Origin of the sequence: Nocardioides marmoriginsengisoli, assembly GCF_003725695.1 — a bacterium.
In the GTDB taxonomy this organism is placed as follows: domain Bacteria; phylum Actinomycetota; class Actinomycetes; order Propionibacteriales; family Nocardioidaceae; genus Marmoricola; species Marmoricola marmoriginsengisoli.
Genome location: NZ_RJSE01000007.1, coordinates 93883 through 118148, shown reverse-complemented (window position 1 = coordinate 118148; position 24266 = coordinate 93883). Strand labels below are relative to the sequence as shown.

Below are 24266 nucleotides of genomic sequence, written 5' to 3'. Positions count from 1 at the left end.
GGCGGGTGTTAGGAAAGCGTTAGGGACCCGTTAGTGCCCTTGCGCTGGTGTTTCGATGGGTGGATGACGCCCTCGAACGCCGCCGACCGCGGCCCGATTCGACGTTGGCTCTTCGCCGGGGCGTCGACCTCCCGCGACGACCAGGTGGGTCCGTACGCCGAGGAGAAGCACACCCACCACCGGGACTCCTGGTGGAAGGTGATGTGCCTGACCGGGGTCGACTACTTCTCCACCCTCGGCTACCAGCCGGGCATCGCGGCCCTGGCGGCCGGTGCGCTCGCCCCGATCGCGACCCTGGTGCTGGTGCTGCTCACCCTGCTCGGGGCGCTGCCGGTCTATCGCCGGGTGGCGTCGGAGAGTCCCCGCGGCCAGGGCTCGATCGCGATGCTGGAGAAGCTGCTGCCGTTCTGGAAGGGCAAGCTCTTCGTCCTGGTGCTGCTCGGGTTCGCCGCCACCGACTTCATGATCACGATCACCCTCTCCGCCGCCGACGCGACCGCGCACGTGGTCGAGAACCCGAACGTGCCCGACTTCCTGCACGGGCGCGAGGTGCTGGTGACCCTGGTCCTGGTCGGGCTGCTCGGCCTGGTCTTCCTCCGCGGGTTCGGTGAGGCGATCGGCGTCGCCGTCGTCCTCGTCCTCGTCTACCTGGGACTCAACCTGGCGGTGATCGCGGTCGCGCTCTGGCACGTCGTCGAGCACCCGCACGTCGTCGGGGACTGGGTGAACCTGCTCAACGTCGAGCACAGCAGTCCGTGGGCGATGCTCGCGGTCTCGCTGCTGCTCTTCCCCAAGCTCGCCCTCGGCCTCTCCGGTTTCGAGACCGGCGTCGCGGTGATGACCCACGTCGAGGGCGACCCGGACGACACCGAGCAGAAGCCGACCGGGCGGATCCGCAACACCAAGAAGCTGCTCGCCACCGCCGCGGTGATCATGAGCGTGTACCTGCTCGCCAGCAGCCTGGTCACCACCTGGCTGATCCCGTCGGAGGAGTTCGAGGAGGGCGGCAAGGCCTCCGGTCGAGCACTGGCGTTCCTCGCGCACGAGTACCTCGGCAGCGCCTTCGGCACCGTGTACGACGTCTCCACGATCGCGATCCTCTGGTTCGCCGGCGCGTCCGCGATGGCGGGGCTGCTGAACCTGCTGCCGCGGTACCTGCCGCGCTACGGGATGGCGCCGGAGTGGGCTGCCGCCGTACGGCCGCTGGTGCTCGTGCTGACCGGTACGGCGTTCCTGATCACCTGGATCTTCGACGCCGACGTGAACGCCCAGGGCGGCGCCTACGCGACCGGGGTGCTGGTGCTGATCACCTCGGCCGCCGTCGCCGTGACCCTGGCAGCGCGCAAGGCCGGCCAGCCCAAGCGCACCGCGGCGTTCGCGGCGATCGCCCTGGTCTTCGTCTACACCACCGTCGACAACATCCTGGAACGGCCGGACGGGGTGAAGATCGGCGGGATCTTCATCGCCGCGATCGTGCTGCTCTCGGTGCTCTCCCGGATCCGGCGGGCGTTCGAGCTGCGCACCACCGAGGTCGACGTCGACGAGACCGTCGAGATGTTCCTGCGCGACTGCGCCCGCCGTACGATCCGGATCGTCGCCAACGAGCCGGACGCCGGCAACGCGGAGGAGTACCGCCTCAAGCGCGCCCAGATCATCGCCGACAACGACCTCCCCGGGATCGACGACATCCTCTTCCTGGAGGTGCGGGTCACCGACCCCTCCGACTTCGAGAGCGTGCTGGAGGCGCGCGGGGAGGTCGTGCACGGGACGTACCGGGTGATCAGGATGGACTCCCCCACCGTCCCCAACGCGATCGCCGCCCTCCTCCTCGACATCCGCGACCGCACCGGCGTCCGCCCGCACATCTACTTCGAGTGGACGGAGGGAAGTCCGCTGGCGAACCTCGTCCGGTTCCTCTTCTTCGGCGTCGGCGAGGTCGCGCCGGTCACTCGCGAGGTGCTGCGCCGGGCGGAGCCGGACCGGGATCGGCGTCCGCACGTGCACGTCGGGTGAGCGGAACAACCCGCGACCGGCCCGAAGGCCGACCGCGGGTTGCCCGGGGAGCCCGGGTCAGCCGAACGCCCGCTTGATGATGAAGTTGATGTCGGTCTGGTCGATCAGGCCGACCAGGTTGCCGGCACCCGGGCCGAAGCCGGCGACGCGGAGCTGCGAGCCCGTGTGCTGCTGGCTCCCACCCGCGGCGGCGGTGCCGTAGGCGACCGTCATCGGGCTGCCCTCGTTGGTGGTCAGCTTGACCGTGAGACCGGGGGTGTTGCCGTCGACCAGCTGGCTGGTGTGGGCGTGGTCCGCGGTCACGATGACGAGGGTGTTGTTGTCCTTGCGGGCGAAGGCGAGCGCCGCCTGCACGGCCTGGTCGAGCTGCTCGGTCTCACCGATCTGGCCGCACGCGTCCGCGGCGTGGTCCTGCTTGTCGATGGACGCGGACTCGACCTGGAGGAAGAAGCCCTTGTTCTTGCCGGCCGTGCTCTTGGAGAGCAGGTCGATGGACTTCGAGGTCATGTCCTTCAGCGACGGCATCGCCGCCCAGGCCGGGTTGTCCGTGCAGGTGGCCGCCGGCAGGTTCGCACCGCCGGAGGTCGCCGCGGGACCGGTGAGCTTGACCGGCATGTTGCCCGCCGCGAAGAGCGCGAGCAGCGGCTTGGTCTGGTCGGCCTTGGTCACGCCGGCCAACTGCGCCTTGGTGGTGATGTAGTTGTAGCCGCGGGCGAACGCCTGGTTCTTCAGCGTCTCGCCGGCCCACGGACCGGCCTGGGCGACGTCCGCCGGGGTGTTCGCCTCGAACGTGGCCGCGCCGCCGCCCATGGTGACGTCCGGGCGGGTGTTCAGCAGCTGCTCGCTGATCGAGCCGAGGCCGCCGTTCTGCAGCGCCGCCTCCGGGCAGTTCGCCGTGGTGGCCTTCGGGCCGTAGCAGGAGCGCAGGCTGATGTGCGACTGCTGCACCGCCGGGGTGGCGTCCTGGATCTCCGAGGTGGTGATGTTGCCGGTGGCCTTGCCCTTGATCTTGGCGAGCTCGAGCAGGTTCTGGTGCGGCTTGCCGAGACGGTCGACGCCGACGGCGTTGTCGTAGGTCTTCACCCCCGTCGCCCACGCGGTGCCGGTCGCGGCCGAGTCCGGCACGTAGTCCGGCTTCCCGGTGTCCTTGTAGACGCCGTAGTGCGTCATCTGCCCGGTGAGCGGGAGCGCGTCCAGTCCCTTGAAGGCACCCCCAGCACCCTCGAGGTAGTTGCGCGCCACGGTGATCTCGGAGTCGCCCATGCCGTCGCCGATGATCAGGATGACGTTCTTGGCCTTCCCGGTCTTGAGCGCCTTCTGGATGATCGCGGTCTGGTCGGTGGCCTCACGACGGGCGCCGCCGAGCTGGTCGACCTGACCCTTGGCGGCCCGGTCGATCACCGGCGAGGAGAAGAAGGGGTTGGCGATGGCTGCGGAGCCGCCGCCGACCACCGCGGCGCTGAGCGCCAGGGCGATCGCGGACTTGCGGAGCTTGGACATCAGGTGGCCTTTCGGAGTGGTGGAGCTTCTCCGTCGAGCCAATCCGCCGCAGGAATCCCTCAGGTGGGTCCCAGGTGACGAGCCGGTGACACGTTGCCGACGAGTCGCTGGGTCCTAGGTCTCCGACCCCAGGGCCAGCGGCAGCACCGCCTCGGCACCGGCCTCGCGCAGCCAGTGCGCGCCCAGCGCCATCGACCAGCCGGTGCCGATCAGGTCGTCGACCAGGAGCACCCGCTTGCCGGCGACGCCCTCGGCGTCGAGGGCGTAGCGCCGGGTCACCGCGGCGATCCGCTGCGCCGAGTTCGTCGAGCCGTAGCCGGTCCCGACGCTGTCGTCGCGGATCGCGATCCGGCCGAGCACCGGGATCTTCCCGACCCGGGAGATCCCCTCGACCAGGCTGGCAACCAGCAGCGGATGGGTCCGGGACTCGAAGCTGACGATCCCCTCCGCACCGGGCTGCCAGTCGCTCAGCGTCGCGATCACGCCCTGGGCCAGGGCGGCCGGGATCGGCTGGTCCTCGGCACCCGGGCGGAACAGGTCGCGGAGCGCCTGCCCGAGGCCGAGGTCGGTGAGCCGGGCGACGACCCGGCCCTCCTCGGCACCGGCGCTGATCTTGCCCTTGAGGTCGATCCCCAGGTTGCCGAGCGCCGTCGGCCACATCTTCCGCGGCTGCACCGCCACCCCGGGGCGGGAGAGCCGATCACCGGCCACCTCCACCGCGGCGTCGCTGACCGAGCTCGGCAGCGCCAGTCCGGCGCAGTTGTCGCAGCGGCCGCAGTCCACCGCGCCCGGGTCGTCGAGTGCCTCCCGCAGGAAGCGCATCCGGCACCTGTCCGTGGAGATGTACTCCAGCATCAGCGCCTGCTCGTCACGCCGTGCCGCCGCGACCCGGTCGTAGCGGTCCTGTTCGTAGACCCAGTCCTGGCCGGTGGCGGTCCAGCCGCCCTGGACCCGGCGTACGGCGCCGTCGACGTCCAGGACCTTCAGCATCATCTCGAGCCGGCCGCGGCTCAGGTCGACGAAGGTCTCCAGCGTTGCCGTCGACATCGCTCCGCCGTGCTGGGCCAGCGCGGAGAGAGCGGTCCGGACGTGCTGCTCGGGCGGGAACGCCAGCGAGGCGAAGTACTTCCAGATGTCGCGGTCCTCGTACGCCGGCAGCAGCAGCACCGTGGCGTGCGCCGTCCCGCGCCCCGCACGGCCGACCTGCTGGTAGTAGGCGACCGGGGAGGCCGGCGCGCCGACGTTGACCACGAACCCGAGAGTCGCATCGAAGCCCATCCCGAGAGCGCTGGTCGCCACCAGCGCCTTGAGCCGGCCGGCGAGCAGGTCCTGCTCGAGCGCTTGTCGCTCGGTCGGCTCGGTCTGTCCCGAGTACGCCGCCACATCGTGCCCGCGATCGCGCAGGAACCCGGCGATCTCCTGGGACGCGGCGACGGTGAGCGTGTAGATGATGCCGGAGCCGTCGAGCTCGTCGAGGTGGTCGGCCAGCCAGGCGAGTCGTTCCTCGGGGCGCTTGAGGTTGAGCACGGCGAGGCTGAGCGACTCCCGGTCGAGCTCGCCGCGGAGTACCAGAACCTCGCTTTCCACCCCGGCTCCGACCTCGCCCCCGGACGCAGCCTCGGACGCAGCCTTGGGCGCAGCCTCGGACGTCGAGCTCGTCGAGACGAGGTGAGGGTCAGCGTCCGAGGCGGCCAGCTGCTCGGCAACGTCAGCCGTCACCCGCGCGTTCGCGGTCGCGGTGGTCGCCAGCACCGGGATCCCGGCGGGCAGGTCGGTCAGCATCTGCCGGATCCGCCGGTAGTCCGGCCGGAAGTCGTGCCCCCAGTCGGAGATGCAGTGCGCCTCGTCGATCACCAGCAGGCCCGCGGACTCGGTCAGCCGTGGCAGCACCTCGTCGCGGAAGCCGGGGTTGTTCAGCCGCTCCGGACTGACCAGCAGCACGTCGACCTCGCCGGCCGCGATCTGCGCGTGCGCCTCTTGCCACTGCTCGATGTTGGTCGAGTTGATCGTCACCGCCCGGATGCCGGCCCGGTCGGCCGCCTCGATCTGGTTGCGCATCAGTGCCAGCAGCGGCGAGATGATCACCGTCGGCCCGGAGCCCTGCGCCCGCAGCAGCGCCGTCGCGACGAAGTAGACAGCCGACTTGCCCCACCCGGTGCGCTGGACCACGAGCGCACGTCGCCGGTCGGCTGCCAGCGCCTCGATCGCCGCCCACTGGTCGTCGTACAGGGTGGCGGTGTCGGAGCCGACGAGCGCCCTCAGGTGGCGTTCGGCGTCAGCACGCATCTCGGTCCGGTCCATGCGTCCTGTCTATCGCAGGTCTCCGACACACGCTCGCGGCGGGCCACTCGGCTGGAGACAACCTCCACTGTTCTGCTTGCTGTGGACGCCAAGGAAGCCAAGAGGCGCCTGCCGACTGGCGGCATGATCGATACCATCATCAATGGTACTCTTGATGGTATGCAGACGACCATCGACCGAGCCGGGCGCCTCGTCGTCCCCAAGGAGCTGCGCGATCGGCTGGGCATCACCGCCGGATCCCGGGTCGAGATCCGGGAGGACGGCTCCGGGCTCAGGATCGACCTCATCGCGAGCGACATCGTGGTCGAGGTCGGCGACTACCTGCTCATCGGAGGAGATCACACGATGACCGACGACGACGTTCGAGACCTGCGCCTTGCCAACCAGCGCTGACCTGCTGCTCGACACGAGCGCCGCGGTCCCCTTCCTAGTCCGCACCCATGTAGCCCACGCAGCCACCCACCAGGCGACGTCCAAGAAGCGCCTCGGTCTGGCCGGACACGCTGCATTCGAGACCTTCTCCGTCATCACCAGGCTGCCCGAGCCGAGCCGGGTCAGTCCCGACAAGGCTGCTCTGATGCTTCGCCACAACTTCCCGCACACACGACACCTGTCAGCTCGTCGAGCGAACGAGCTGATCGCGAAGCTGGCACGCTCCGCCATCTCCGGCGGAGCCGTCTACGACGCCCTGGTCGCGGCAGCGGCAGTCGAGCACGGATGCGTCTTGATGACACGCGACGCCCGGGCGCTCAACACGTACTCAGCGATGGGGGCCGACGTCATCCTGCTCAAGTGACCCTCCGACTCACTCCCGCTGCGCCACCACCGCGCCGGTGTTCGTCACCACGCCGAGCAGGCTGTCGGTGACGAGGAGCTGGTAGGGCCAGTACGTCGTGCTGACGCCGTCGACCGGGATCGGGTAGGCGACCTGCCGGCCGGTCCTCAGGTCGAGGACCCCGAGCGCCTCGGTGCGGGGCAGCAGCACGTGGTCGGCGTCGAGCGACGGCATCTGCCCGAGCACGAACCCGTACGGGAAGTAGGTGCGGTCGGTGGGCGTCGGGAACCTCCAGGAGAGCGCGCCGGTGTCGGCGTCGTACCCGTCGAGCCCGACCACGGACTTCGTGACGATCGTCCCGCCGCGCAGCGTCGCCTCGTGCGCGTCGCCCTTGGTCGGCGTGCGCCACAGCTCGGAGCCGTCCTCGTCGTCGAGCGCGAGCAGCTCGTACCCGCCGTGCACCGAGACCATCACGACCACCCGGCCGTCCGCGGCCCCGACAACGTGGGCGAGCGACCCGTCCGCCGGCGTCCAGGTCCAGACCTCCTCGCCGTCCTTCGTGGAGAACGCCGTCAGCACCGGCTCCGCCTCGGCCGGCCCGGGCCCGACCAGCCCGGACTCCTCGTGCCCGCCGACGAGCGCGGTGTCCTCACCGAGCTGGCCGAGGAAGTCGGCCCGGTCGGCGCCCTTGAAGCCGTGGTCCCACTCCTTCTTGCCGGTGTCCCCCGACAACCGGGTGACGGTGATCCCGCTGCTGGACCGCAGCGCGGTGAGCACGTCGCCGCCGTCCAGGAACGTGGTGGACACCGGGTCGCCCTCGACCTGCGCGTTCGCCAGCCGGATGCACCAGCGCTGCGCCCCGTCGTCGAGCCCGTACGACGACACCCGGGTCCTCTTGGTCTTGTCCAGGTCGAGCAGCAGGAACGAGTCGTCCGAGGCGTCCCAGGCGGTGCGCTTGCCGACCGGCCGCAACGACCAGCGGGCCCTGAGGTCGGCCTGGTCGATCATCGTCACCGGCGCGTTGTTCTTGGTCCAGGCGAGGACGCCGCCGGTGACGCCGTACAGGTGCAGGTACTGGTCGTAGTTGTAGCCGATGCCGGCCCGGACCGGCCCGAACGGCGCACCCATCGCCCCGACCGCGGCCGCGAGCTTGTCGAGGCGCGCGTCGGGCTGCTGCTTCATCCCGGCGGGGTCGAGCAGCGGGCTGTCCGCGGCGATGCGATCAGCGCCGCACTGGTCCGGCCCGTCGCCCTCCTTCGCCTGGACGACGACGAACGCGAGAACCCCCGCGATCCCGACCACCAGGAGCGCGGCGATCCAACGCGACGGCAACGTCAGCGACGGACTGGGCATGGCTCACCAGATCCTGACGCGGTCCTCCGGGTCGAGCCAGAGCCCGTCTCCGGGCTTGGTGTCGAAGGCCGCGTGGAACTCGTCGAGGTTGCGGGCGATGTTCGCGCGGAACTCCGGCGGGCTGTGCGGGTCGGTGGTGAGGTACTGCTGCTCCAGCTCGCGACGGCGCTTGGTCCGCCAGACGTAGCTCCAGTTCATGAACAACCGCTGGATCCCCGTCAGCCCGTCCCGCTCCGGCACCGGCGCGCCGCCGAGCGAGATTTCGTAGGCCTTGTGCGCGATCGTCAGGCCGCCGAGGTCGCCGATGTTCTCGCCGACCGTGAGCGCGCCGTTGACGTGCTCGCCCGGCAGGTTGCGCGGCTCGAAGGCGTCGTACTGCTCGATCAGCGCCTTGGACTTGACCTCGAACGCCTCCTTGTCGGCGGGCGTCCACCAGTCGTTGAGGTTGCCGTGACCGTCGTACTGGGCGCCCTGGTCGTCGAAGCCGTGGCCCACCTCATGGCCGATCACCGCACCGATGCCGCCGTAGTTCTCGGCCGGGTCGGCGTCCGGGTCGAAGAACGGCTTCTGCAGGATGCCGGCCGGGAAGCAGATCTCGTTGGTACCGGGGTTGTAGTAGGCGTTCACGGTCTGCGGCAGCATGAACCACTCGTCGCGGTCCACCGGAGCGCCGATCTTGCCGAGCTGGCGGTCGGTCTCGAACGCGGCGATCGCGATCATGTTGCCGACCAGGTCGCCGCCGTCGATGATCAGCTCCGAGTAGTCCCGGAACTTCTTCGGGTAGCCGATCTTCGGGACGAAGGTGTCGAGCTTCTCGAACGCCTTCTCCTTGGTCTCGGCGCTCATCCAGTCGAGCGTGGTGATGCTCTGCCGGTAGGCCTCGAGCAGGTTGCCGACGAGCTCGTCCATCAGCTCCTTCGAGCGCGGCGGGAAGTGCCGGGCGACGTACTCGCGACCGACCGCCTCGCCGAGGCCGCCCTCGACCAGGCCGACGCCGCGCTTCCAGCGGGCCCGCAGCTCGGGGGTGCCGGAGAGGGTCCGGCCGTAGAAGTCGAAGTTGACCTGCACGAAGGCGTCCGGCAGGTACGCCGCCGCGGAGCGGATCGCGCGCACCGTCAGGAACGCGCGCCAGGCCTCGATCGGGGTCTCGGTGAGCACCGTCTCCAGGTGGGTCAGGTACGACGGCTGCCGGACGATCGACTCGGCGAACGTCGCCGCGTCGCCGCCGAGGTTGCGGACGTAGACCTCCAGGTCGAACGACGGCAGCGCCGTGCGCAGGTCGGCGTACGAGGTGAGGTTGTAGGTCTTGAGGACGTCCCGGGTCTCCGAGCGCTCCCAGTGCCCCTCCGCGATCCGCTTCTCCAGCGCGAAGACGGTCTCGGCGGTCTCCCGCGGGTCCGGCCGCTCGGCGAGGGTGAGCAGCGCCTCGAGGTAGTCGACGTACTTGCCGCGGATCTCCTCGAACTTCTCCTCGCGGTAGTAGGACTCGTCGGGCAGGCCGATGCCGCCCTGGGTGATGTTCACCAGGTAGCGGTCCGAGTCCCGGTCGTCGGTGTCGACGTACGAGCCGAAGACCCCACCGCCGCCGGTGCGCTCGAACTCGCCGAGGAAGGCGGCCAGGTCCAGCAGGCTGTCCAGTCCCTCGATCGCCTTGAGCACGCCGAGGATCGGCGAGATGCCGAGCTCGTCGACGCGCTTCTCGTCCATGAAGCTGGCGAACAGGTCGCCGATCTTCTGGGCGTCGAGGCCGTCGACCTTCCCGGCCGCACAGTCCTCGATGATCACCCGGACCTGCTCCTCGGCTGCGTCCGCGAGCATCACGAACGGGCCCCACGAGGAGCGGTCGGAGGGGATCTCCGCCTCGGCCAACCAGGTCCCGTTGACGTGACCGAAGAGGTCGTCCTGCGGGCGGATGTCGCTGTCCATGCCCGAGCGGGCGTCGTCAAGAATCGTCACCCGGTCACAGTATCCGGCGAGGCAACGAGCGCGCCTCCGGATACTGCTCCGGGGTCGGACGGCGGGACTACTCGGCGCAGGTGTCCAGGCCGAGCGCCTTCGCCTTCGCGTCCGCCTCCGCGAACGGCCCGGCGCTGGTGTCGATCGAGGTCAGGTCCGCGATCGAGGAGATCTTGTCCAGCTCCTCGATGCCGGCCTCGACGCTGTCCAGCATGCTGTCGACGTCGTCAGACAGGTCGTCGGGGGCCTCGAGGTCGTCGATGGCGTCGATCAGCTCCTTGTTGCGCGCGACGGTCTTGTCGATCGCCTCCGTCACGTCCGCGTCGGACGAGGTCTCGGTGATCCCGGTGCCGAAGGACTCGGTGTCCTTCGAGGCCTCCGCGCAGAGCTTGTTGGCCTGGTCCTTGAACTCGGTCGCCGAGAGCGCCTTCGAGTCGCCCTTGTCCTTGTCGTCGCCTCCGCAGCCGACGAGGGAGAGTGCGAGTACGGCGGCGCAGGCCACGGTGCCGAGCGTGCGGGTGCGGGTCATCGGAATCTCCTCATCAGGGGTTTCGACGATCGTAGTGCTCAGCGCACCCGGATGACCGACTTTCCCAGCGCCTTCCGGTCGTCCATGTCCTGCAGCGCCTGCCCGAAGTCGGCGAAGTCGTAGGTCGCGCCGATCGGCGGCGCGATCACCCCGGAGGCCATCATCGGTTCCAGCTCGCGCCACTGCCGGGTCATGTACCCGGGCCGGCGCATCGCGTACTCGCCCCAGCCGACACCGCGGACGTCGGTGTTGTTGAGCAGCAGCCGGTTGACCTTCACCTCCGGGATGCTGCCGTCGACGAAGCCGACCACGAGCAGCCGGCCCTGCGGCGCCAGCGAACGCAGCGAGTCGGTGAAGAGACGCCCGCCGACCACGTCCATCACGATGTCGACGCCGACTCCCCCGGTCAGCTCCTTCACCGCGGCGAGGAACCCGTCGACCATCACCACGTCGTCGGCACCTGCGGCACGGGCGACGGCGGCCTTCTCCTCGGTCGAGACGACCCCGATCACCCGGGCGCCGTACCCCTTGGCGACCTGGATGGTCGCCGTCCCGACACCGCCGGCTGCGCCGTGCACCAGGACGGTCTCGCCCTCGCGGATGCCGGCGCGCTCGGCGAGCGCGAACTGGGCGGTCAGGTAGTTCATCGGCAGCGCGGCGCCCTGCTCGAAGGAGATGTTGTCCGGGAGCGGGAAGGTGTTGTCCGGCCCGGTCGCGGCGACCTCGCCGGCGCCGCCGTACGGGCCGACGCAGGCGACCCGGTCACCCGGCGCGAACCCGCTGCCGTCGGGGGCGCTGCGGACCACCCCGGCGAAGTCGACGCCGAGGGTGAACGGCGGCTCGGGCTTGAGCTGGTACTCGCCCTTGCTGAGCAGCAGGTCCGGGAACGACGCCCCGACCGCGTGCACGTCGACCAGGATCTGCGGCCCGAACGGGCCGTCCTCGGTCGGCTCGTCGATCTCGTTGATCTCGATCGCGAGCGGTCCGTCGAGCCGGGTCACCTGAGCAGCGCGCATGCAGCGCACGCTACCGCCCCCGCGAACGTCACCGGGTTTCGAGGCTCGCGCGAACGCTCGCGCCTCGACCGCCGGGCCAGGACGTCGAGCCTGTCGAGACGCGGTGACCTGGCCCCCTACGCACTCGGCAACGAGCTTTCGCTCTCTCGACCACGAGCAGGCTCGGGTGCTCGCTAACCTCAGCAGGTGAGCATCGACCCGGGTTGGCCGGTTGCCGTCGCCCTGGCGGCGTTGCTGGCGCTCGCCCTCGGCGCGCACCGGTTCGCCGGCTACGGCCTGACCGGTACGGCGGCGCTCGCCGCGGCCCGCGCGCTGGTCCAGCTCAGCGTGGTCGCGCTGCTGATCAAGGTCGTCGTCGACAGCGTCGCGCTCTCGGCACTGTTCTCGCTGGCGATGTTCGGGATGGGCGTGTTCACCACCTCCCGGCGTACCGGCGCCCGGAGGTCGTGGCCGTGGGCCGCCGCCGCGATGGCCTGCGGCGTGGTGCCGGTGCTGGCGATCGTGCTGGCCAGCCGGGCGGTCCCGTTCGAGGGCATCGCGATCATCCCGGTCGCCGGCATCGTGATCGGCAACGCGATGACGGCGAACACCCTGGTCGGCCGGCACGCGTACGCCGTCCTCGCCGACGAGCACGCCCAGTACGAGGCCTCGCTCGCGCTCGGGATGAGCCCGGCCCAGGGCATCCTCGAGATCATCCACCGGCGCTCCCCTGAGGCGCTCCTCCCCGGACTCGACCAGGTCAGCACCACCGGGCTGGTCACCCTCCCGGGTGCGTTCATCGGCGTGATGCTCGGCGGCGGCAGCCCGGTGCAGGCGGCCACCGCCCAGGTGTTGGTCCTCTTCGGGATCATGGCCGCGCAGACCATCACGGTCCTGGTGGCGGAACGGTTGATCGCCGCGCGCAGGCTGCTCCCGGCGGCGCTTCGAGCCTCGCTCCGGGACTAGCCGCGAGCTAGCAGGCGGTCAGTCGAGCCAGCTCGAAGTGCATCGGGTCGGTGTAGTTCCAGGTGCCGCCCCAGTTGAACCCGCACTCCTGCATGATCCGGACCACCCGCCGGTCGATCAGCCCGACGGTGCCGCGCTGGTTGCCGGGGACGTTCAGGTCGATCGCGGTGCCGAAGGTGTGGAAGGAGAGGCCCCGCGACGGGTCCCGGGCGATGAACCGCGGCACGTAGCAGCCGCCGTACTCGCCGCGGTGGATCTTCGAGGCCAGGCCGGACCGCTGGATCCTCCCGAGGGCGGCGCGCAGCTGCGGCAGCATCGCCTTGTTGCAGGTGACGTTGCCGAGGATCGGCACCACCTCGGAGCGGATGTACTCGCGCACCCAGCGGGCCTCCGGGTTGACGGTGCCGTCCTTGTTCGCGGTGTAGGTGAAGGAGCCGACCGCCCGGGCGATCGAACCGCCGGTGAGGACCGCCGCCAGGGCGGCGCTCGGATCGACGTTGGGCGCGAGCAGCGTCACCGAGACCTGCTTGCCGAAGGACTTCCGCAGGCTCTTCAGCACCGGCGCCGGGTCGAGCTTTCCGGTGGAGATCAGCAGGGCGTTGCCCTCCGGCATGTGCAGCCGCGCGGCCCACCGCTGGTTGAGCAGCGCCCCGATCCGGGACCGGTCGACCAGCGGCGCGTAGGCACCGATGTGCGCCCGCTGGGCGTTGTCGTCGTTGCCGAGGGTGACGTAGTCGTCGGCCTCGGCGAGCTGCTGGCGCAGGTCGGGCCGGAGCGCGATCTCACCGTCGGCCAGCCGGTCCCAGACGTCGTTGAGGGTGGCGGTCGGGCCGGGGGTGAACTGTCGGAACGTGGCCGGGTTCACCGCGGCGTAGGTGATCGCCTCCTCCTCGCGGTAGAAGGTCGCCATCGAGAACTGCTCGCTGACCTTGACGCCCTTGGTCCGCGCCGCCCCCTGGACCACCGCCGCGCTCAGCGACGTCGGGCTCTGCACGAGGATGTCCGGAGTCGCTCCGGAAGGCTTGTAGACCCCGGGCCGCGCCATCGCCACCGACTGCACCGGGGAGGGCGAACCCGTCACCGATCCGGAGGTCCCGGCCTTCGGCTTGACCGCCGCCCCGCCGCACCCGGCGACGCCCAGCACCAGGACAGAGGTCAGCAGCACCACGCGTGCGCGTACAGCAACAGACATCACGAACCCCAGGCCTCCCTCCGTCCAGCCTAGCGAGACGGAGGGAGGCTGATGCCCGGTTTGCAGGACCGCCCTACGCACTCTCCTTGCGGAACGTGCTCGTCCCCCACCAGACCGCCAGCGCGCAGAGCAGGACCGCCCACCCGCTACCCCAGACGATCGCGCTCCCGTCGAAGTCCCCGAGGAACGAGGTCCGGACGGCGTCGACGATGTGCCGGAACGGCATGAAGTCGCTGGTGTTGAGCAACCACTTGGGCCCGACGGTCATCGGCAGCAGGATCCCGGAGAGCAGCAGCACCGGCATCATCACCATGTTGATCACCGGCGCCATCACGTCCTCGCTCTTGGTGGCGAGGCCGAGCGCGTTGGAGGCGGCCGCGCAGGCTCCGCCGACCACGAGGGTCAGCGCGATGCCGAAGACGACGCCCTTGAGCGGCGCCTCCATCCCCATCGCCCAGCCGAGCAGGACCAGGATCAGCGCCTGCACGAAGAGCTGCAGCACGTCGCGGGCGAGGCGTCCGACCAGCAACGCGGTCCTGCTCGCCGGGGTGACCCGCTCGGCCTCGACCACGCCCTCGCGCCACTCGCCGATCAGGCTGAACCCGGCGAAGAAGGCACCGAAGATGCCGAGCTGGACGAGCAACCCGGGCACGAAGAACGTGTAGGCGTTGACGTAGCCGAGCTCGTTGACGAGACCCTTGAGCAGCGGGCCGAAGAGCACCAGGTAGAGCACCGGCTGGAGCATCCCGATGATCACCCAGGCGGGGTTGCGCAGGTTCATCCGCAGCTGGCGGCGGAAGACGATGAAGCTCTCACGGAGGAATCTCATCGGGCGGCTCCTTCCTCGACGGCGGCGGCGTCCACGGCATCGCTGGCCGCCTCGGCGTCGCGCAGGGACCGGCCGGTCAGGGTCAGGAAGACATCGTCGAGGGTCGGCCGGACCACCTCGATCGACTCGAGCTCGATCCCGGTCCGGTCGAGCTCGCGCAGCAGGCCGGGAACCGCACGCCCGGCGCGAGCCACCCGACCGCTGACGGTGTTGGCGGCGATCTCGACCTCGCCGGCCAGGCTCTTCAGCTGGTCTGCGGCGGCACCGATCCGGGTCGCGTCGGCGACCTCGAGCGTCACCAGGTCGCCGGAGACCTGCGCCTTGAGGTTCGCCGAGGTGTCGTTCGCGACGATCCGGCCCTGGTCGATGACGACGATCCGATCGGCGAGCGCGTCGGCCTCGTCGAGGTAGTGGGTGGTCAGCAGCACGGTGGCCCCGCGCTTGGAGCGCAGGTCGGAGATGTGCTCCCAGAGGTTGGCCCGGGCCTGCGGGTCGAGGCCGGTGGTCGGCTCGTCGAGGAAGACCAGGGTCGGCTCGTGGATCAGGCCCATCACGATGTCGAGGCGGCGCTTCTGGCCGCCGGACATGTTCCGCGGCATCCGGGTCCAGAGGCCGTCCAGCTGCAGCTGCTCGAAGAGCTCCTTGCCGCGCTTCTCGACCTCGGCCTTGGTGCGGCCGTAGAGCATCCCGTGGTCCATCACCTCGTCACCTGCGCGGGCGCCGGAGAAGACGCCGCCCGTCTGGGAGACGTAGCCGATGCTCCGGCGGACGTCCTCGGACTGGGTGACGACGTCGTACCCGGCCACCTTCGCGGTGCCCTCGTTCGGGGTCAGCAGCGTGGTCAGCATCCGCAGCGTCGTGGTCTTGCCGGCGCCGTTCGGACCCAGGAAGCCGACCACCTCGCCCTCGGCGACATCGAGGTCGACGCCGTCGACGGCGCGGACCTCGGTCTTCTCCTTGCCCTGCTTGGTGTGGAACACGTGGACCAGGCCACGAGCCTCGATCATGGAAGTCATGTCCGCGACCTTAGGCACAGGCACCGACAACGTGCGAGCGACTTAGGCGGTTGAGCGGGAGGTCAGGGCGTCTCGACAAGCTCGACGTCCGGAGTGCTCGGCGTCCGGAGCACTCGGCGCCCGGCTAGAGGGCGAGGACCCTCTCGGCGATGAACGCGATGTCGTCCGCGGTCTCCTCAGGGGTGCCGCTCGGCGTGGTGACGTGGCTCAGCACCAGCCGGATCACCATGTCCACCAGGGCATCGATCCGGGCCGACTCCAGCGGGACCTCGTAAGCATCCAGGTGCTCCCGGATCAGCACCCGGGCGGCGTCGATGATCGGGGACGCCTCGGTGGTCAGCAAGGGCAGCAGGTCGCTCTCGGCGCCGTGGCTAGCCGAGAGCACCGCGTGCATCAGCGGGTTGGTGCGCACTGCCCGGAGGACACCAGCCGCGGCCTCGCGGATAGCACCGACCAGGTCGTCGGGATGGGCCTCGAACGAGGCGTCGACTCCCCGGAGGAAGCCCTCGACCTCGTGCATCACCATCGCCTCGGCGAGCTCCTGCTTCGAGCCGATCTCGTTGTAGACCGTCTGCCGGCTGACCCCGACCCGGTCGGCCAGCTTCGCCATCGTGATGGTCTGCCAGCCGCCGGAGCGGGTCAGGTCGGCGGCCTCGGCGATCAGCCGGGCCCGCCAGGTGCTTCCGGAGCCGGCCGAGCCCGGGGCGAACCCCGGCAGCAGGGAACGCAGCCCTGCGTGCGGGGTTGCCTCGGTGCTCATGCCCTCAGTCTTGCAGGCTCAGCGCGAGGACCGGGCACGCCTGGGTGGCGGCGTGGACCTTGTCGCGCTCGGACTCGGGCGGGTTCTCGTTGAGGACGTGCATGATCTCGTCGTCGTCGACCTCGAAGTACTCGTGCGCCATCGCCTCGCACATGCCCAGGCCCTCGCACTTGTCCCGGTCCACCACGATCTTCATCGCGCTCACACCTTGGCCGGGTCGACGGGGACGAAGTCCTGCTTCTCGCGGACGCCGCAGTCGGGGCAGCACCAGTCGGCGGGGATGTCCGCCCACGACGTACCGGCGGCGAAGCCCTCGTGCTCGTTGCCGGCCGCCACCTCGTAGGTGTAGCCGCAGCCGGGGCACCGGGCGGCGAGCACCTCGGCCGCCAGCTTCGCCGCTGCCTCGGCCGCCTGCGCCGCGACGATGTCCGCCTTGCGCTCGGCCTCCTTCGCGGTCAGGCCGTACTTGGCGAGGATCTTGTCGCGCTTGCTCGGCTGGATGTTGGCCAGCGTCAGGTCGCCGTCGAAGTGCGCGATCACGCGGGGGTCCATGATCCGGCGGTAGATCGGCGGGAACAGCGAGATCACGATCATCCCGGCGTACCCGGTCGGCAGCACCGGCGACTCCTCGAAGTCGCGCAGGGTCTGGTACCGGCGGGTCGGGTTCGCGTGGTGGTCGCTGTGCCGCTGCAGGTGGTAGAGCAGCACGTTGGTCGCGATGTTGTTGGAGTTCCAGCTGTGGCTCGGGTCGACCCGCTCGTAGCGCTGCTTGGCACCGACGCCGACCTTCTGGCGGAGCATCCCGTAGTGCTCCATGTAGTTGACGACCTCGAGCAGGGAGAAGCCGATGAATGCCTGGATCAGCAGGTACGGCGTCACGCCCCAGCCGAAGACCGCGATGATGGTGCCGAAGAGCACCGCCGACATGACCCAGGCGTTGAGGACGTCGTTGCCGATTCGGAACGGGTGCTGGTTCTTGCGGGCGTAGCGCTTCTTCTCCAGGTGCCAGGCGCTCTTCAGCGAGCCGAAGACGGTGCGCGGCCAGAAGGCGTAGAAGCTCTCGCCGAAACGGCTGGACGCCGGGTCCTCAGGGGTGGCGACCCGGACGTGGTGGCCGCGGTTGTGCTCGATGTAGAAGTGGCCGTAGAAGCTCTGCGCCAGGGCGATCTTGCTCAACCAGCGCTCGTTCTCCTCGCGCTTGTGGCCGAGCTCGTGGGCGGTGTTGATGCCGATGCCGCCGATCACGCCGATCGAGATCGCCAGGCCGACCTTGTCGGCGATGCTGAGGCCGAGGTCCTCGCCCATCAGCCGGTCGGCGAACGGCAGGCCCATCCCCCAGTCGTGCAGGCCGAGGGTGTTGACCAGCCAGCCGGCCGGGTTCTCACCCGCGACGACGGCCATCGCACCGACGAAGCCGAGGTACTGGATCGGCAGGAAGAGGTAGGTGATCCAGCGGTAGTACTTGTCCTTCTCGAGCGCCTCGATGGCGTCGTCCGGCGGGTTCGCGCGGTCGAGGCCGACGATCAGGTCGATCGCCGGGACGACACCGAGCACGATGATCGGACCGATCCAGAGCCAGGCACCCCAGCCGGTCACGATGTAGGCGCCGGCGGCCACGAAGGCGAGGCTGGGGACCACGAGCCCGATCAGCCAGAGGTAGCGCTTGTTGTCCTTCCAGACCTCGGTCGACCCTTCGGGGACGGTCGAGTTCGGGATGTTCTCGCTGGCGTTCGCGTTGGCCATCGGTCTCTCCTTCGTGCCTCGGCCACGCAGGTGAGCGCATGACCACTTGACACCAAGGTAGGGAATGTAAAGCCGTTTGACAAGAGGGTGCTACTTGTAAAGTTTCGTGCCTTGGGTCACAGGCCGACCGGACGCGGGTTCGGGTCCGGCGCGTCCCCCGGGTTGCGGCGCCGGTACCAGGCGAGCACCGCGATCAGCAGCAGGACCGCGTCCCCGCTGATCGCGACGACCTTGAACAGCGAGCTCGGGACCAACCCGTCGGGCCGGTTCGACCCGGGCCGGCCCTCCAGCACCCGGACCCCGATCGCGTCCGACCGGACCGCGTGCTCGTACGTCGGCTCGTCGATGCTCGCCGAGAACTTGGTCCCGTCCGGGTCCTCGCTCTTCGGCAGCCGGTAGTCGACCAGGTAGTGGCCGTTGAGCTCGCGTGCGTCGAGCACGGTGGCGACGACGTCGTGGCCGTCCTCGGCGATCTTGCGGTCGGTCCGCGTCTCGTGGACGTAGGGCAGGTTCACCAGGAAGAGGACCAGGAGCCAGAGCAGCGCGCGCACGGGCTCAATCTAGGACGACGGGCTCCCCGAACCGCTCCCCGAACACGAACTCGGCGAACTCCTTGCGGACCCGGGGCCGCTCCTCGCGCTCGCGCAGGGACGGGTCGGCGCCGGAGATGTCGTCGAGGCGGCGGCCGATCGCGATCCCGGTGGTCACCTTCCAGGCCGGTGGCACCGCGAAGGCCTCGGTGACCGCGTCGTGGTCGAAGCCGGCGAACTGGTGCACGTGCAGCCCCATCGACTGGGCCTGCACGGTCAGGTGCGCGACCGACTGGCCGAGGTCGTAGGCCGCGTAGTCGCTGTAGGTCAGGGACGGGTCCTCGTCGTCGCCGGCCCGGTACGCCGAGACCAGCACGGCGCTCGCCGCCGGCACCCAGCTCGTGTTCCCGCGGCTCAGCGTCGCCACGAACCTCCGGTGCGCGGCGTCGCCCCGGCGGGTGACCAGGAAGGCCCACGGCTGGGAGTTGCCGGCGCTCGGCGACCACCGGGCCGCCTCCAGCAGCTGGGCGAGCGCGCCGTCGTCGAGTCGGTGGTTCGCGTCGAAGAGCCGGGTGCTCCAGCGATCCCTCAGGAACGGGTGCAGGGCCGGGGCAGGAGCGGTGTCGTCGGGCACGCCCAGGACAACACCGCCCCGCCGGAGATCCTTCCTCAGACCACCCGGAACCTGACGACCTGCGCCTTCGCCGCGACGACGTCGTTGCCGAGGAAGGTCACCGTGATCGCGTGCGATCCCTTCTTCGGGTACTTCGGCAGCCGCAGGGTGGCCTTCCCGGCACTGATCCGGACCAGGCCGATCACCTTGCCCTTCTCGCGCACCGACACGTAGCCGGTGACCGGGCCGTTGGCGGCGCTGACCCTGACGGTCAGCGTCGCGGCCTTCTTCCGCTTGACCGGCGACGGCGCGACCTTGCTGCTGAGCGACGCCGCAGCCGGGACGACGACCACCTTCAGGTTCGCTGCCTGGGACGGGTTCTCGGTCGGGGTGCCGAGGTAGCGGACCGTCAGCGTGGCGGCACCGGTGGACCGGAACGCCGGCAGGGTGACCTTGGCGACGCCCGCGGTGACGGTCGCCGTACCGAGCACGTTGCTGCCCTCGGCGACCTGCACGGTGCCGCCGGTGACCAGGCCGCCGGGGTCGGTGACGTTGACCGTCACCACCGGCTTGGTGGCCCGCACGACCGGGCGGGTGGTGCTGATCGTCGCAGTCGTCTGGGTGTCGGCCGGGCCGGGCGGCACCACCACGGTGGCGACGGCCGGGATGGTGACCGTCGTCCCGCTCGGCTGCGCCGTGACCACGTACGACGACCCCTCCGGAACCGAGGCCGGTGCGGTGAACGCGACCGTCGCGGCGCCGTTGGTGACCGGGAACGAGCCCAGCTCGCTGTCCGCTCCGGGGGTGTCCAGCGTCGCGGTGACCGTGGTGTTCAGCGGGCTGCCGATCGAGGTGAGGTCCAGCCGGCTGAGGCCGAACGAGACGTCGTCACCGGGCTCGATCTCGGCCGGGAAGCCGCTGCCCTCGACCTCGCGGCGGTCGAAGTCCGGGGACAGCGGGCTGTGCGCCTGGAGGTAGGAGATCCAGGCGTCCCGGTCCACCTTGCCGGTGTCGACGGCGTTGGTGCCGTTCTTGAACTCGAGGAAGTTGTCGCCCCCGGTGGCCAGGAACGAGAACGTCCCGATCGTGTAGGTCCGGGTCGGGTCCAGCGGCTCGCCGTTGATCCGGACCGAGGCCACCCGCTCCCCGACCGGCTTGCCCGGCTCGAGGGTGACCGAGACGTTCTTCGACAGACCGAGGTGCAGGAACGGCCGAGACGAGCCGGCCGGCTGCCACTGCTGCTCGAGCACCTTCTTGAGCTGGGCACCGGTCAGGTCGACAGTCCAGAGGTTGTTGACGAACGGCAGCACCGCGTTGGCCTCGGCGAAGGTGACGTTGCCGTCGCCCTCGGCGGCCGCGGCCTTGTAGAAGAGCTCGTCGCGCAGACCTCCCGGGTTGACCACGCCGATCTCCGCGCCGTTCTCGTCCAGGTTGTCGAGGAGCGCGTCGGCGACCTTGTTGCCGATCGTCGACTCCAGCTCCCGGGCGTCGCGGCCGGCCTTCGGGTCGGCGGGGTTCGAGCCCTGGTACTTCCCGTCGACGTACGAGCCTCCCGCGTACGCGGTGGTGATGTCGGCGGTGACCGATCCCTTGACGACGTTGCCGACGGTGGCCGCCGCGGCGAGGGCGTTGTCGACGACCGCCTTGACCGCGGCCACCCGCGGGTAGCCGGTGTCGACGGCGGTGCCCCGCTTCACGATCGCCTGGCTGTACGACGACACCGCGTGCGTGTTCTTGTCGACCAGCAACCGGATCTGGCCGACGTTGTTGCCGTACTCACCGGTCTGCATGATCGGCCGGGTCTTGCCCGCCTGGCCGGGGATCGGGGCGTCCCACGCGTACTGCTTGTGGGTGTGCCCGGTGAAGATCGCGGCCACCTTCGGCGTCAGGTCGTTGACGATGTGCGCGAACTCGCCGCCGGAGGCGAGCTCCTCCTCGAAGGTGGCGCCGTCGGGCGCGCCCTCACCAGCACCGGCGTGGAACTCCGCCACCAGGACGTCGGCCTCGCCGTTGGCCTCGTTGCCGTCGGTGAGCTGGCTGGCGACCCGGTTGACCGCGGCGACCGGGTCGCCGAAGTCGAGGGTGCTGATCCCGCCCGGGGTGACCAGTGACGGGGTCTCCTGGGTGACGGCGCCGATCACGCCGACCTTGAGGCCGCCCTTGGTGATCACCTCGTACTCGGGGAGCGCCGGGGTCTGGGTGCCCTTCTCGTAGACGTTGGCGCCGAGGTACTTCCAGTCGGCTCGGTCGGTCACGTGGCCGGTCAGGTCGGTGAAACCCTTGTCGAACTCGTGGTTGCCCACCGAGGCGGCGTCCATCCCGAGCGCGTTGAGCACGTCGATCGTCGGGTTGTCGTCGGCACTGGCCGACGCGAACAGCGAGGCGCCGATGTTGTCGCCGGCCGCCATGAACAGGGTGTTGTCCTCGCCGCCCGCCTCGCGCAGCTGCTCGACGGTGGTGGCGAAGGCGTTGGTGTTCGCGTCGATCCGGCCGTGGAAGTCGTTGATGTTGAGCAGGTTCAACGGCACCGTGTCGTCGTTCGCGGCCGGGTTGTCGAACCCGACGACCAGCGGGTCGTGGTCGGAGGAGCGGTACGGGTTCGCCACGTAGAAGTCGGTGGCGTTGTAGTTGCGGCGGCTGTACTCGTAGGCGACCGACTCGACCGAGTTGATGTTCCAGACGCTCGCGCCCTGGACGCTGGTCATCGCGTCGGCGTTGCCGAGCACGTGGTCCAGCGAGCCGACCGCGCCGTCGAAGACGTAGGTGTACTCGTTGGCCAGCGTCGAGCCGATGTCGGTGTACCCGGCGTCGTAGAGGACCTTCATCGGGTCCTCCTGGGTGTAGGAGTTGAAGTCACCGGTCAGGAACACCCGCTTGGTCGCGGTGCTCGTCCGGAGCTGGCCGACCCAGTCGACCAGGGCCTTCGCCTGGTTCACCCGGGAGGCGTTCGAGGCGCCCTGGCCGTCACCCTGGTCGGCGTCCGCGCCGGTGCCGGAGCCCTTCGACTTGAAGTGGTTCACGACCACCAGGAACTGCTGGTTGAGGGTGCCGTTCTTCGGCTTGAAGACCTGGGCGAGCGGCTCCCGGGCGTTGTTGAAGGCCGCCGCTCCGGTCAGGATCCGCGACGGTCCGACCGGCGCGACCTTGGCGTTCTTGTAGATGAACGCCGTCCGGATCACGTCCTCGTCGGCGACCGCGGGGCGCTGGGCGGCGTTCGGCGACGGCACGAAGGTCCAGACGTCCCCGCCGGCGTCCGCGTTCAGGGCGTCGACCAGGGTGCTCAGCGCGGCGTCGCGATCGGCGCCGTACTTGGCGGAGTTCTCGATCTCCTCCAGCGAGACGGTGTCCGCGCCGAGCGCGTTGATCGCCTTGACGATCTTGTCCTGCTGGCGCTGCCGGTTGGCCTGGTCCCAGGCGCCGCGCGGGCCGTCGCCGCTGCAGGTGTCGACCGCGACCGGCACGCCGGCGCGATCCTTGTACGACGTGCAGGTGTTCCCCGCAGCGGCACCGGTCCAGTCGGCGGCGGTCTCGGTGAAGTAGTTCAGGACGTTGAAGCTGGCGACCTTCAGCTGGCCCTCGACCGGGTCCGGCTTCGAGGTCCGGGTGTCGGCGAACGTCACCGGTCGGACGTCCTGGGTGTCGGCAGCGTCGAGCTGCGCGGTCGGCTGGATCTTCCAGGCGTCGTTGCGGTAGTCGACGATCACCGGCTTGGTGAAGGTGACCGGAGCGCCCACCCGGACCGAGCTGCTCGCGGTGATCCACGGCAGCGGGACGTCCTTGGCGGTGGTCAGGTAGTTGGCGGTGGAGCCGTCGTCGAGGGTCAGCGCCTTGGCGGCGTTCTGCGCGGCGACCGCGGCGGCTGCCGGCGTCTTCGGCCGGGCGACGTCGGTGGGGGTGCGCAGCGGGGCCGACCCTCGGGCGAGCTCGATCTCCCCGAACGTGTTCAGGTTGTAGACCTCGCTGACGGTCCACGGTCCGGTGGGCTCGTAGAGCATGCCCTCGAGCGACTCGCGCTGGGCTGCCCCGCCCGGCCAGGTCGCCGAGGCCGGGGTCGGCGCGGTCACCGCGTCCGGCAGGGTGCTGATGTTGGCCGCGGCACCGGGGCTGATCTCGGTCAGGCCGTTGAACTCACTGACGGTTCCGGTCACCTGGACGTAGGACCCGAGAGCCGGGTACGAGCCGGCCGGGATGCTGCCGGCGTACACGAAGACCGCGTTCGAGGTGGTGTGCTCGCCGAGGTCGAGCTCACCCCCGGTGCCGGGCGTCTGCAGGTAGAAGCCCTTGAAGCCGCCGGTCGGGTACGACGCGGTGACCACGCCCTTGGTGATCACCTTGATCCCGGCGAGCGGGCTGGCCGAGCCGCTGCCCTGGACCTCCTCGATGGTCTTCTCGACACCCGGGCCCGGGTCGACCGGCTCGGCACCGGAGTTCTGCGGGTCGGGTGCCCCGACGGTGAAGTCGGTGCTGTTGTTGTCGTTGTCGTCGCGATCGGCGTTCCGGGACGCGGCGGTGGTGTTGCTCAGCACGCCGGCCGCGGTGGTCTCGAACGTGTTGCTGGAACCGAAGCCGACCAGGTCGACGACGGCGGCGTTCGCCGTGGAGGTGCCCGGGACCAGGGTGACGGCGCTGACGGTGCTGGCCAGGAACACGGTGCCGTTGGTGGCCGACATGTTCAGCGAGCCGGTCAGGTCCGGGTTCGGCAGCGCTTCCCCGACGGCGCCGCCACCCTCGGCGACCAGGAAGTGCGAGTGCGCGGCGATCGAGCCGCTCAGCACGTGCACGCCGGTGCCGGTGTTCGTGGCCGACCGGTACTGGATCGACATCCCGGTCAGGTCGATCGCCGCGTTGGTCGGGTTGTAGAGCTCGACGAAGTCGTTCGTGTACGGCGCCCCGGCGTTGCCTCCGCCGCCGTACGCCTCGCTGATCACCAGGTGGGTGGCGGCCGCCTGGGCCGGCGCGGCTATCGCCAGCGGTGCGGCGACGACGGCGAGTACGACGGGCAGGAGGGCAGCGCGCAGGCCGCGCTTGGCCCCGAGAACCGAGATAGCCATGGGGGATGTCAACCTTCGTCCAGAGGGATGGTGGTGCTGGCTTCCATCTCCACGGGCCGAGGTGACGCCCGAGAGATGGAGAGGACTGTTCCCCGCGAACGCGATCTGAACCCTCGATGAACTCGCCGGCCTCGGTAGGTTGTG

At 70.0% G+C, this 24266-nt stretch carries 19 protein-coding genes; 4 read left to right on the top strand and 15 right to left on the bottom strand.

The genetic code is table 11. The annotated features are described in order from the left end of the window. Positions 1-63 precede the first annotated feature (63 nt). The gene (locus tag EFK50_RS09245) at positions 64-2013 is read left to right on the top strand and encodes an amino acid transporter (RefSeq protein ID WP_342772413.1); all 1950 of its coding nucleotides are present in this window, start codon (positions 64-66) and stop codon (positions 2011-2013) included. Positions 2014-2070: 57 nt separating this feature from the next. Here EFK50_RS09245 and phoA read toward each other — a convergent pair whose 3' ends face one another. Together phoA and EFK50_RS09235 are read right to left on the bottom strand one after the other, a co-directional pair. Beyond that, entirely contained in the window at positions 2071-3513 is a 1443-nt protein-coding gene (gene phoA / locus EFK50_RS09240; protein WP_123227297.1) for an alkaline phosphatase, read from the bottom strand. Positions 3514-3627: 114 nt separating this feature from the next. Beyond that, positions 3628-5814, bottom strand: a complete 2187-nt coding sequence (locus EFK50_RS09235; protein WP_123227296.1) for a RecQ family ATP-dependent DNA helicase — start codon at positions 5812-5814, stop codon at positions 3628-3630. 81 nt (positions 5815-5895) lie between these two features. Between EFK50_RS09235 and EFK50_RS09230 the strand changes: the two genes are divergently transcribed. Both EFK50_RS09230 and EFK50_RS09225 read left to right on the top strand, forming a co-directional pair. Then, positions 5896-6207 carry an AbrB/MazE/SpoVT family DNA-binding domain-containing protein gene (locus tag EFK50_RS09230; RefSeq protein ID WP_246004104.1) on the top strand — a complete coding sequence of 104 codons (312 nt, stop codon included), beginning with the start codon at positions 5896-5898 and terminating at the stop codon, positions 6205-6207. Further along, positions 6191-6610 (top strand): type II toxin-antitoxin system VapC family toxin, encoded by a 420-nt coding sequence (locus EFK50_RS09225; RefSeq protein WP_123227294.1) that lies wholly within the window; start codon positions 6191-6193, stop codon positions 6608-6610. Before EFK50_RS09230 ends, EFK50_RS09225 begins: the two co-directional genes overlap by 17 nt. A 9-nt stretch (positions 6611-6619) precedes the next feature. Here EFK50_RS09225 and EFK50_RS09220 read toward each other — a convergent pair whose 3' ends face one another. The 4 genes from EFK50_RS09220 to EFK50_RS09205 form a co-directional block, all read right to left on the bottom strand. Then, positions 6620-7942, bottom strand: a complete 1323-nt coding sequence (locus tag EFK50_RS09220; RefSeq protein ID WP_123227293.1) for an outer membrane protein assembly factor BamB family protein — start codon at positions 7940-7942, stop codon at positions 6620-6622. Positions 7943-7945: 3 nt separating this feature from the next. Next, positions 7946-9898 carry a M13 family metallopeptidase gene (locus tag EFK50_RS09215; protein WP_123227292.1) on the bottom strand — a complete coding sequence of 651 codons (1953 nt, stop codon included), beginning with the start codon at positions 9896-9898 and terminating at the stop codon, positions 7946-7948. Between the two features lie 67 nt (positions 9899-9965). After that, entirely contained in the window at positions 9966-10427 is a 462-nt protein-coding gene (locus EFK50_RS09210; RefSeq protein WP_123227291.1) for a hypothetical protein, read from the bottom strand. A 38-nt stretch (positions 10428-10465) separates the two neighbouring features. Next, the gene (locus tag EFK50_RS09205; protein ID WP_123227290.1) at positions 10466-11443 is read right to left on the bottom strand and encodes an NADPH:quinone oxidoreductase family protein; all 978 of its coding nucleotides are present in this window, start codon (positions 11441-11443) and stop codon (positions 10466-10468) included. 186 nt (positions 11444-11629) lie between these two features. Between EFK50_RS09205 and EFK50_RS09200 the strand changes: the two genes are divergently transcribed. Further along, complete coding sequence (locus tag EFK50_RS09200) at positions 11630-12388, top strand: ABC transporter permease (protein WP_123227289.1); 759 nt, start codon at positions 11630-11632, stop codon at positions 12386-12388. A 7-nt stretch (positions 12389-12395) separates the two neighbouring features. Here EFK50_RS09200 and EFK50_RS09195 read toward each other — a convergent pair whose 3' ends face one another. The 9 genes from EFK50_RS09195 to EFK50_RS09155 form a co-directional block, all read right to left on the bottom strand. Then, the gene (locus EFK50_RS09195) at positions 12396-13580 is read right to left on the bottom strand and encodes a M15 family metallopeptidase (RefSeq protein WP_123227288.1); all 1185 of its coding nucleotides are present in this window, start codon (positions 13578-13580) and stop codon (positions 12396-12398) included. A gap of 73 nt (positions 13581-13653) precedes the next feature. Next, entirely contained in the window at positions 13654-14409 is a 756-nt protein-coding gene (locus EFK50_RS09190; protein WP_123227287.1) for an ABC transporter permease, read from the bottom strand. Continuing rightward, positions 14406-15425: an ATP-binding cassette domain-containing protein gene (locus EFK50_RS09185; RefSeq protein WP_425454380.1), complete on the bottom strand. Its 1020-nt coding sequence runs from the start codon at positions 15423-15425 to the stop codon at positions 14406-14408. Before EFK50_RS09185 ends, EFK50_RS09190 begins: the two co-directional genes overlap by 4 nt. A gap of 124 nt (positions 15426-15549) precedes the next feature. Next, entirely contained in the window at positions 15550-16185 is a 636-nt protein-coding gene (locus tag EFK50_RS09180) for a TetR/AcrR family transcriptional regulator (protein WP_123227285.1), read from the bottom strand. Positions 16186-16189: 4 nt separating this feature from the next. Next, on the bottom strand, positions 16190-16381 hold the full coding sequence (locus EFK50_RS09175) for a ferredoxin (RefSeq protein WP_123228595.1): 192 nt from the start codon (positions 16379-16381) through the stop codon (positions 16190-16192). 5 nt (positions 16382-16386) lie between these two features. Beyond that, positions 16387-17928: a fatty acid desaturase gene (locus tag EFK50_RS22915; RefSeq protein WP_123227284.1), complete on the bottom strand. Its 1542-nt coding sequence runs from the start codon at positions 17926-17928 to the stop codon at positions 16387-16389. A 116-nt stretch (positions 17929-18044) separates the two neighbouring features. Next, positions 18045-18479 carry a hypothetical protein gene (locus EFK50_RS09165; RefSeq protein WP_123227283.1) on the bottom strand — a complete coding sequence of 145 codons (435 nt, stop codon included), beginning with the start codon at positions 18477-18479 and terminating at the stop codon, positions 18045-18047. Positions 18480-18483: 4 nt separating this feature from the next. Then, positions 18484-19092, bottom strand: coding sequence for a nitroreductase family protein (locus EFK50_RS09160; RefSeq protein WP_246004103.1), 609 nt, complete (start codon positions 19090-19092; stop codon positions 18484-18486). A 35-nt stretch (positions 19093-19127) separates the two neighbouring features. After that, entirely contained in the window at positions 19128-24122 is a 4995-nt protein-coding gene (locus tag EFK50_RS09155) for an ExeM/NucH family extracellular endonuclease (RefSeq protein ID WP_123227281.1), read from the bottom strand. Positions 24123-24266: the final 144 nt, after the last annotated feature.

Coding starts and splice junctions, on each gene's coding strand:
- EFK50_RS09180 (WP_123227285.1), bottom strand. CDS start 16,185: ATGAGCACCGAGGCAACCCCGCACGCAGGGCTGCGTTCCCTGCTGCCG.
- EFK50_RS09155 (WP_123227281.1), bottom strand. CDS start 24,122: ATGGCTATCTCGGTTCTCGGGGCCAAGCGCGGCCTGCGCGCTGCCCTC.
- EFK50_RS09185 (WP_425454380.1), bottom strand. CDS start 15,425: ATGACTTCCATGATCGAGGCTCGTGGCCTGGTCCACGTGTTCCACACC.
- EFK50_RS09210 (WP_123227291.1), bottom strand. CDS start 10,427: ATGACCCGCACCCGCACGCTCGGCACCGTGGCCTGCGCCGCCGTACTC.
- EFK50_RS09190 (WP_123227287.1), bottom strand. CDS start 14,409: ATGAGATTCCTCCGTGAGAGCTTCATCGTCTTCCGCCGCCAGCTGCGG.
- EFK50_RS09175 (WP_123228595.1), bottom strand. CDS start 16,381: ATGAAGATCGTGGTGGACCGGGACAAGTGCGAGGGCCTGGGCATGTGC.
- phoA (WP_123227297.1), bottom strand. CDS start 3,513: ATGTCCAAGCTCCGCAAGTCCGCGATCGCCCTGGCGCTCAGCGCCGCG.
- EFK50_RS09195 (WP_123227288.1), bottom strand. CDS start 13,580: ATGTCTGTTGCTGTACGCGCACGCGTGGTGCTGCTGACCTCTGTCCTG.
- EFK50_RS09235 (WP_123227296.1), bottom strand. CDS start 5,814: ATGGACCGGACCGAGATGCGTGCTGACGCCGAACGCCACCTGAGGGCG.
- EFK50_RS09205 (WP_123227290.1), bottom strand. CDS start 11,443: ATGCGCGCTGCTCAGGTGACCCGGCTCGACGGACCGCTCGCGATCGAG.
- EFK50_RS09245 (WP_342772413.1), top strand. CDS start 64: ATGACGCCCTCGAACGCCGCCGACCGCGGCCCGATTCGACGTTGGCTC.
- EFK50_RS22915 (WP_123227284.1), bottom strand. CDS start 17,928: ATGGCCAACGCGAACGCCAGCGAGAACATCCCGAACTCGACCGTCCCC.
- EFK50_RS09220 (WP_123227293.1), bottom strand. CDS start 7,942: ATGCCCAGTCCGTCGCTGACGTTGCCGTCGCGTTGGATCGCCGCGCTC.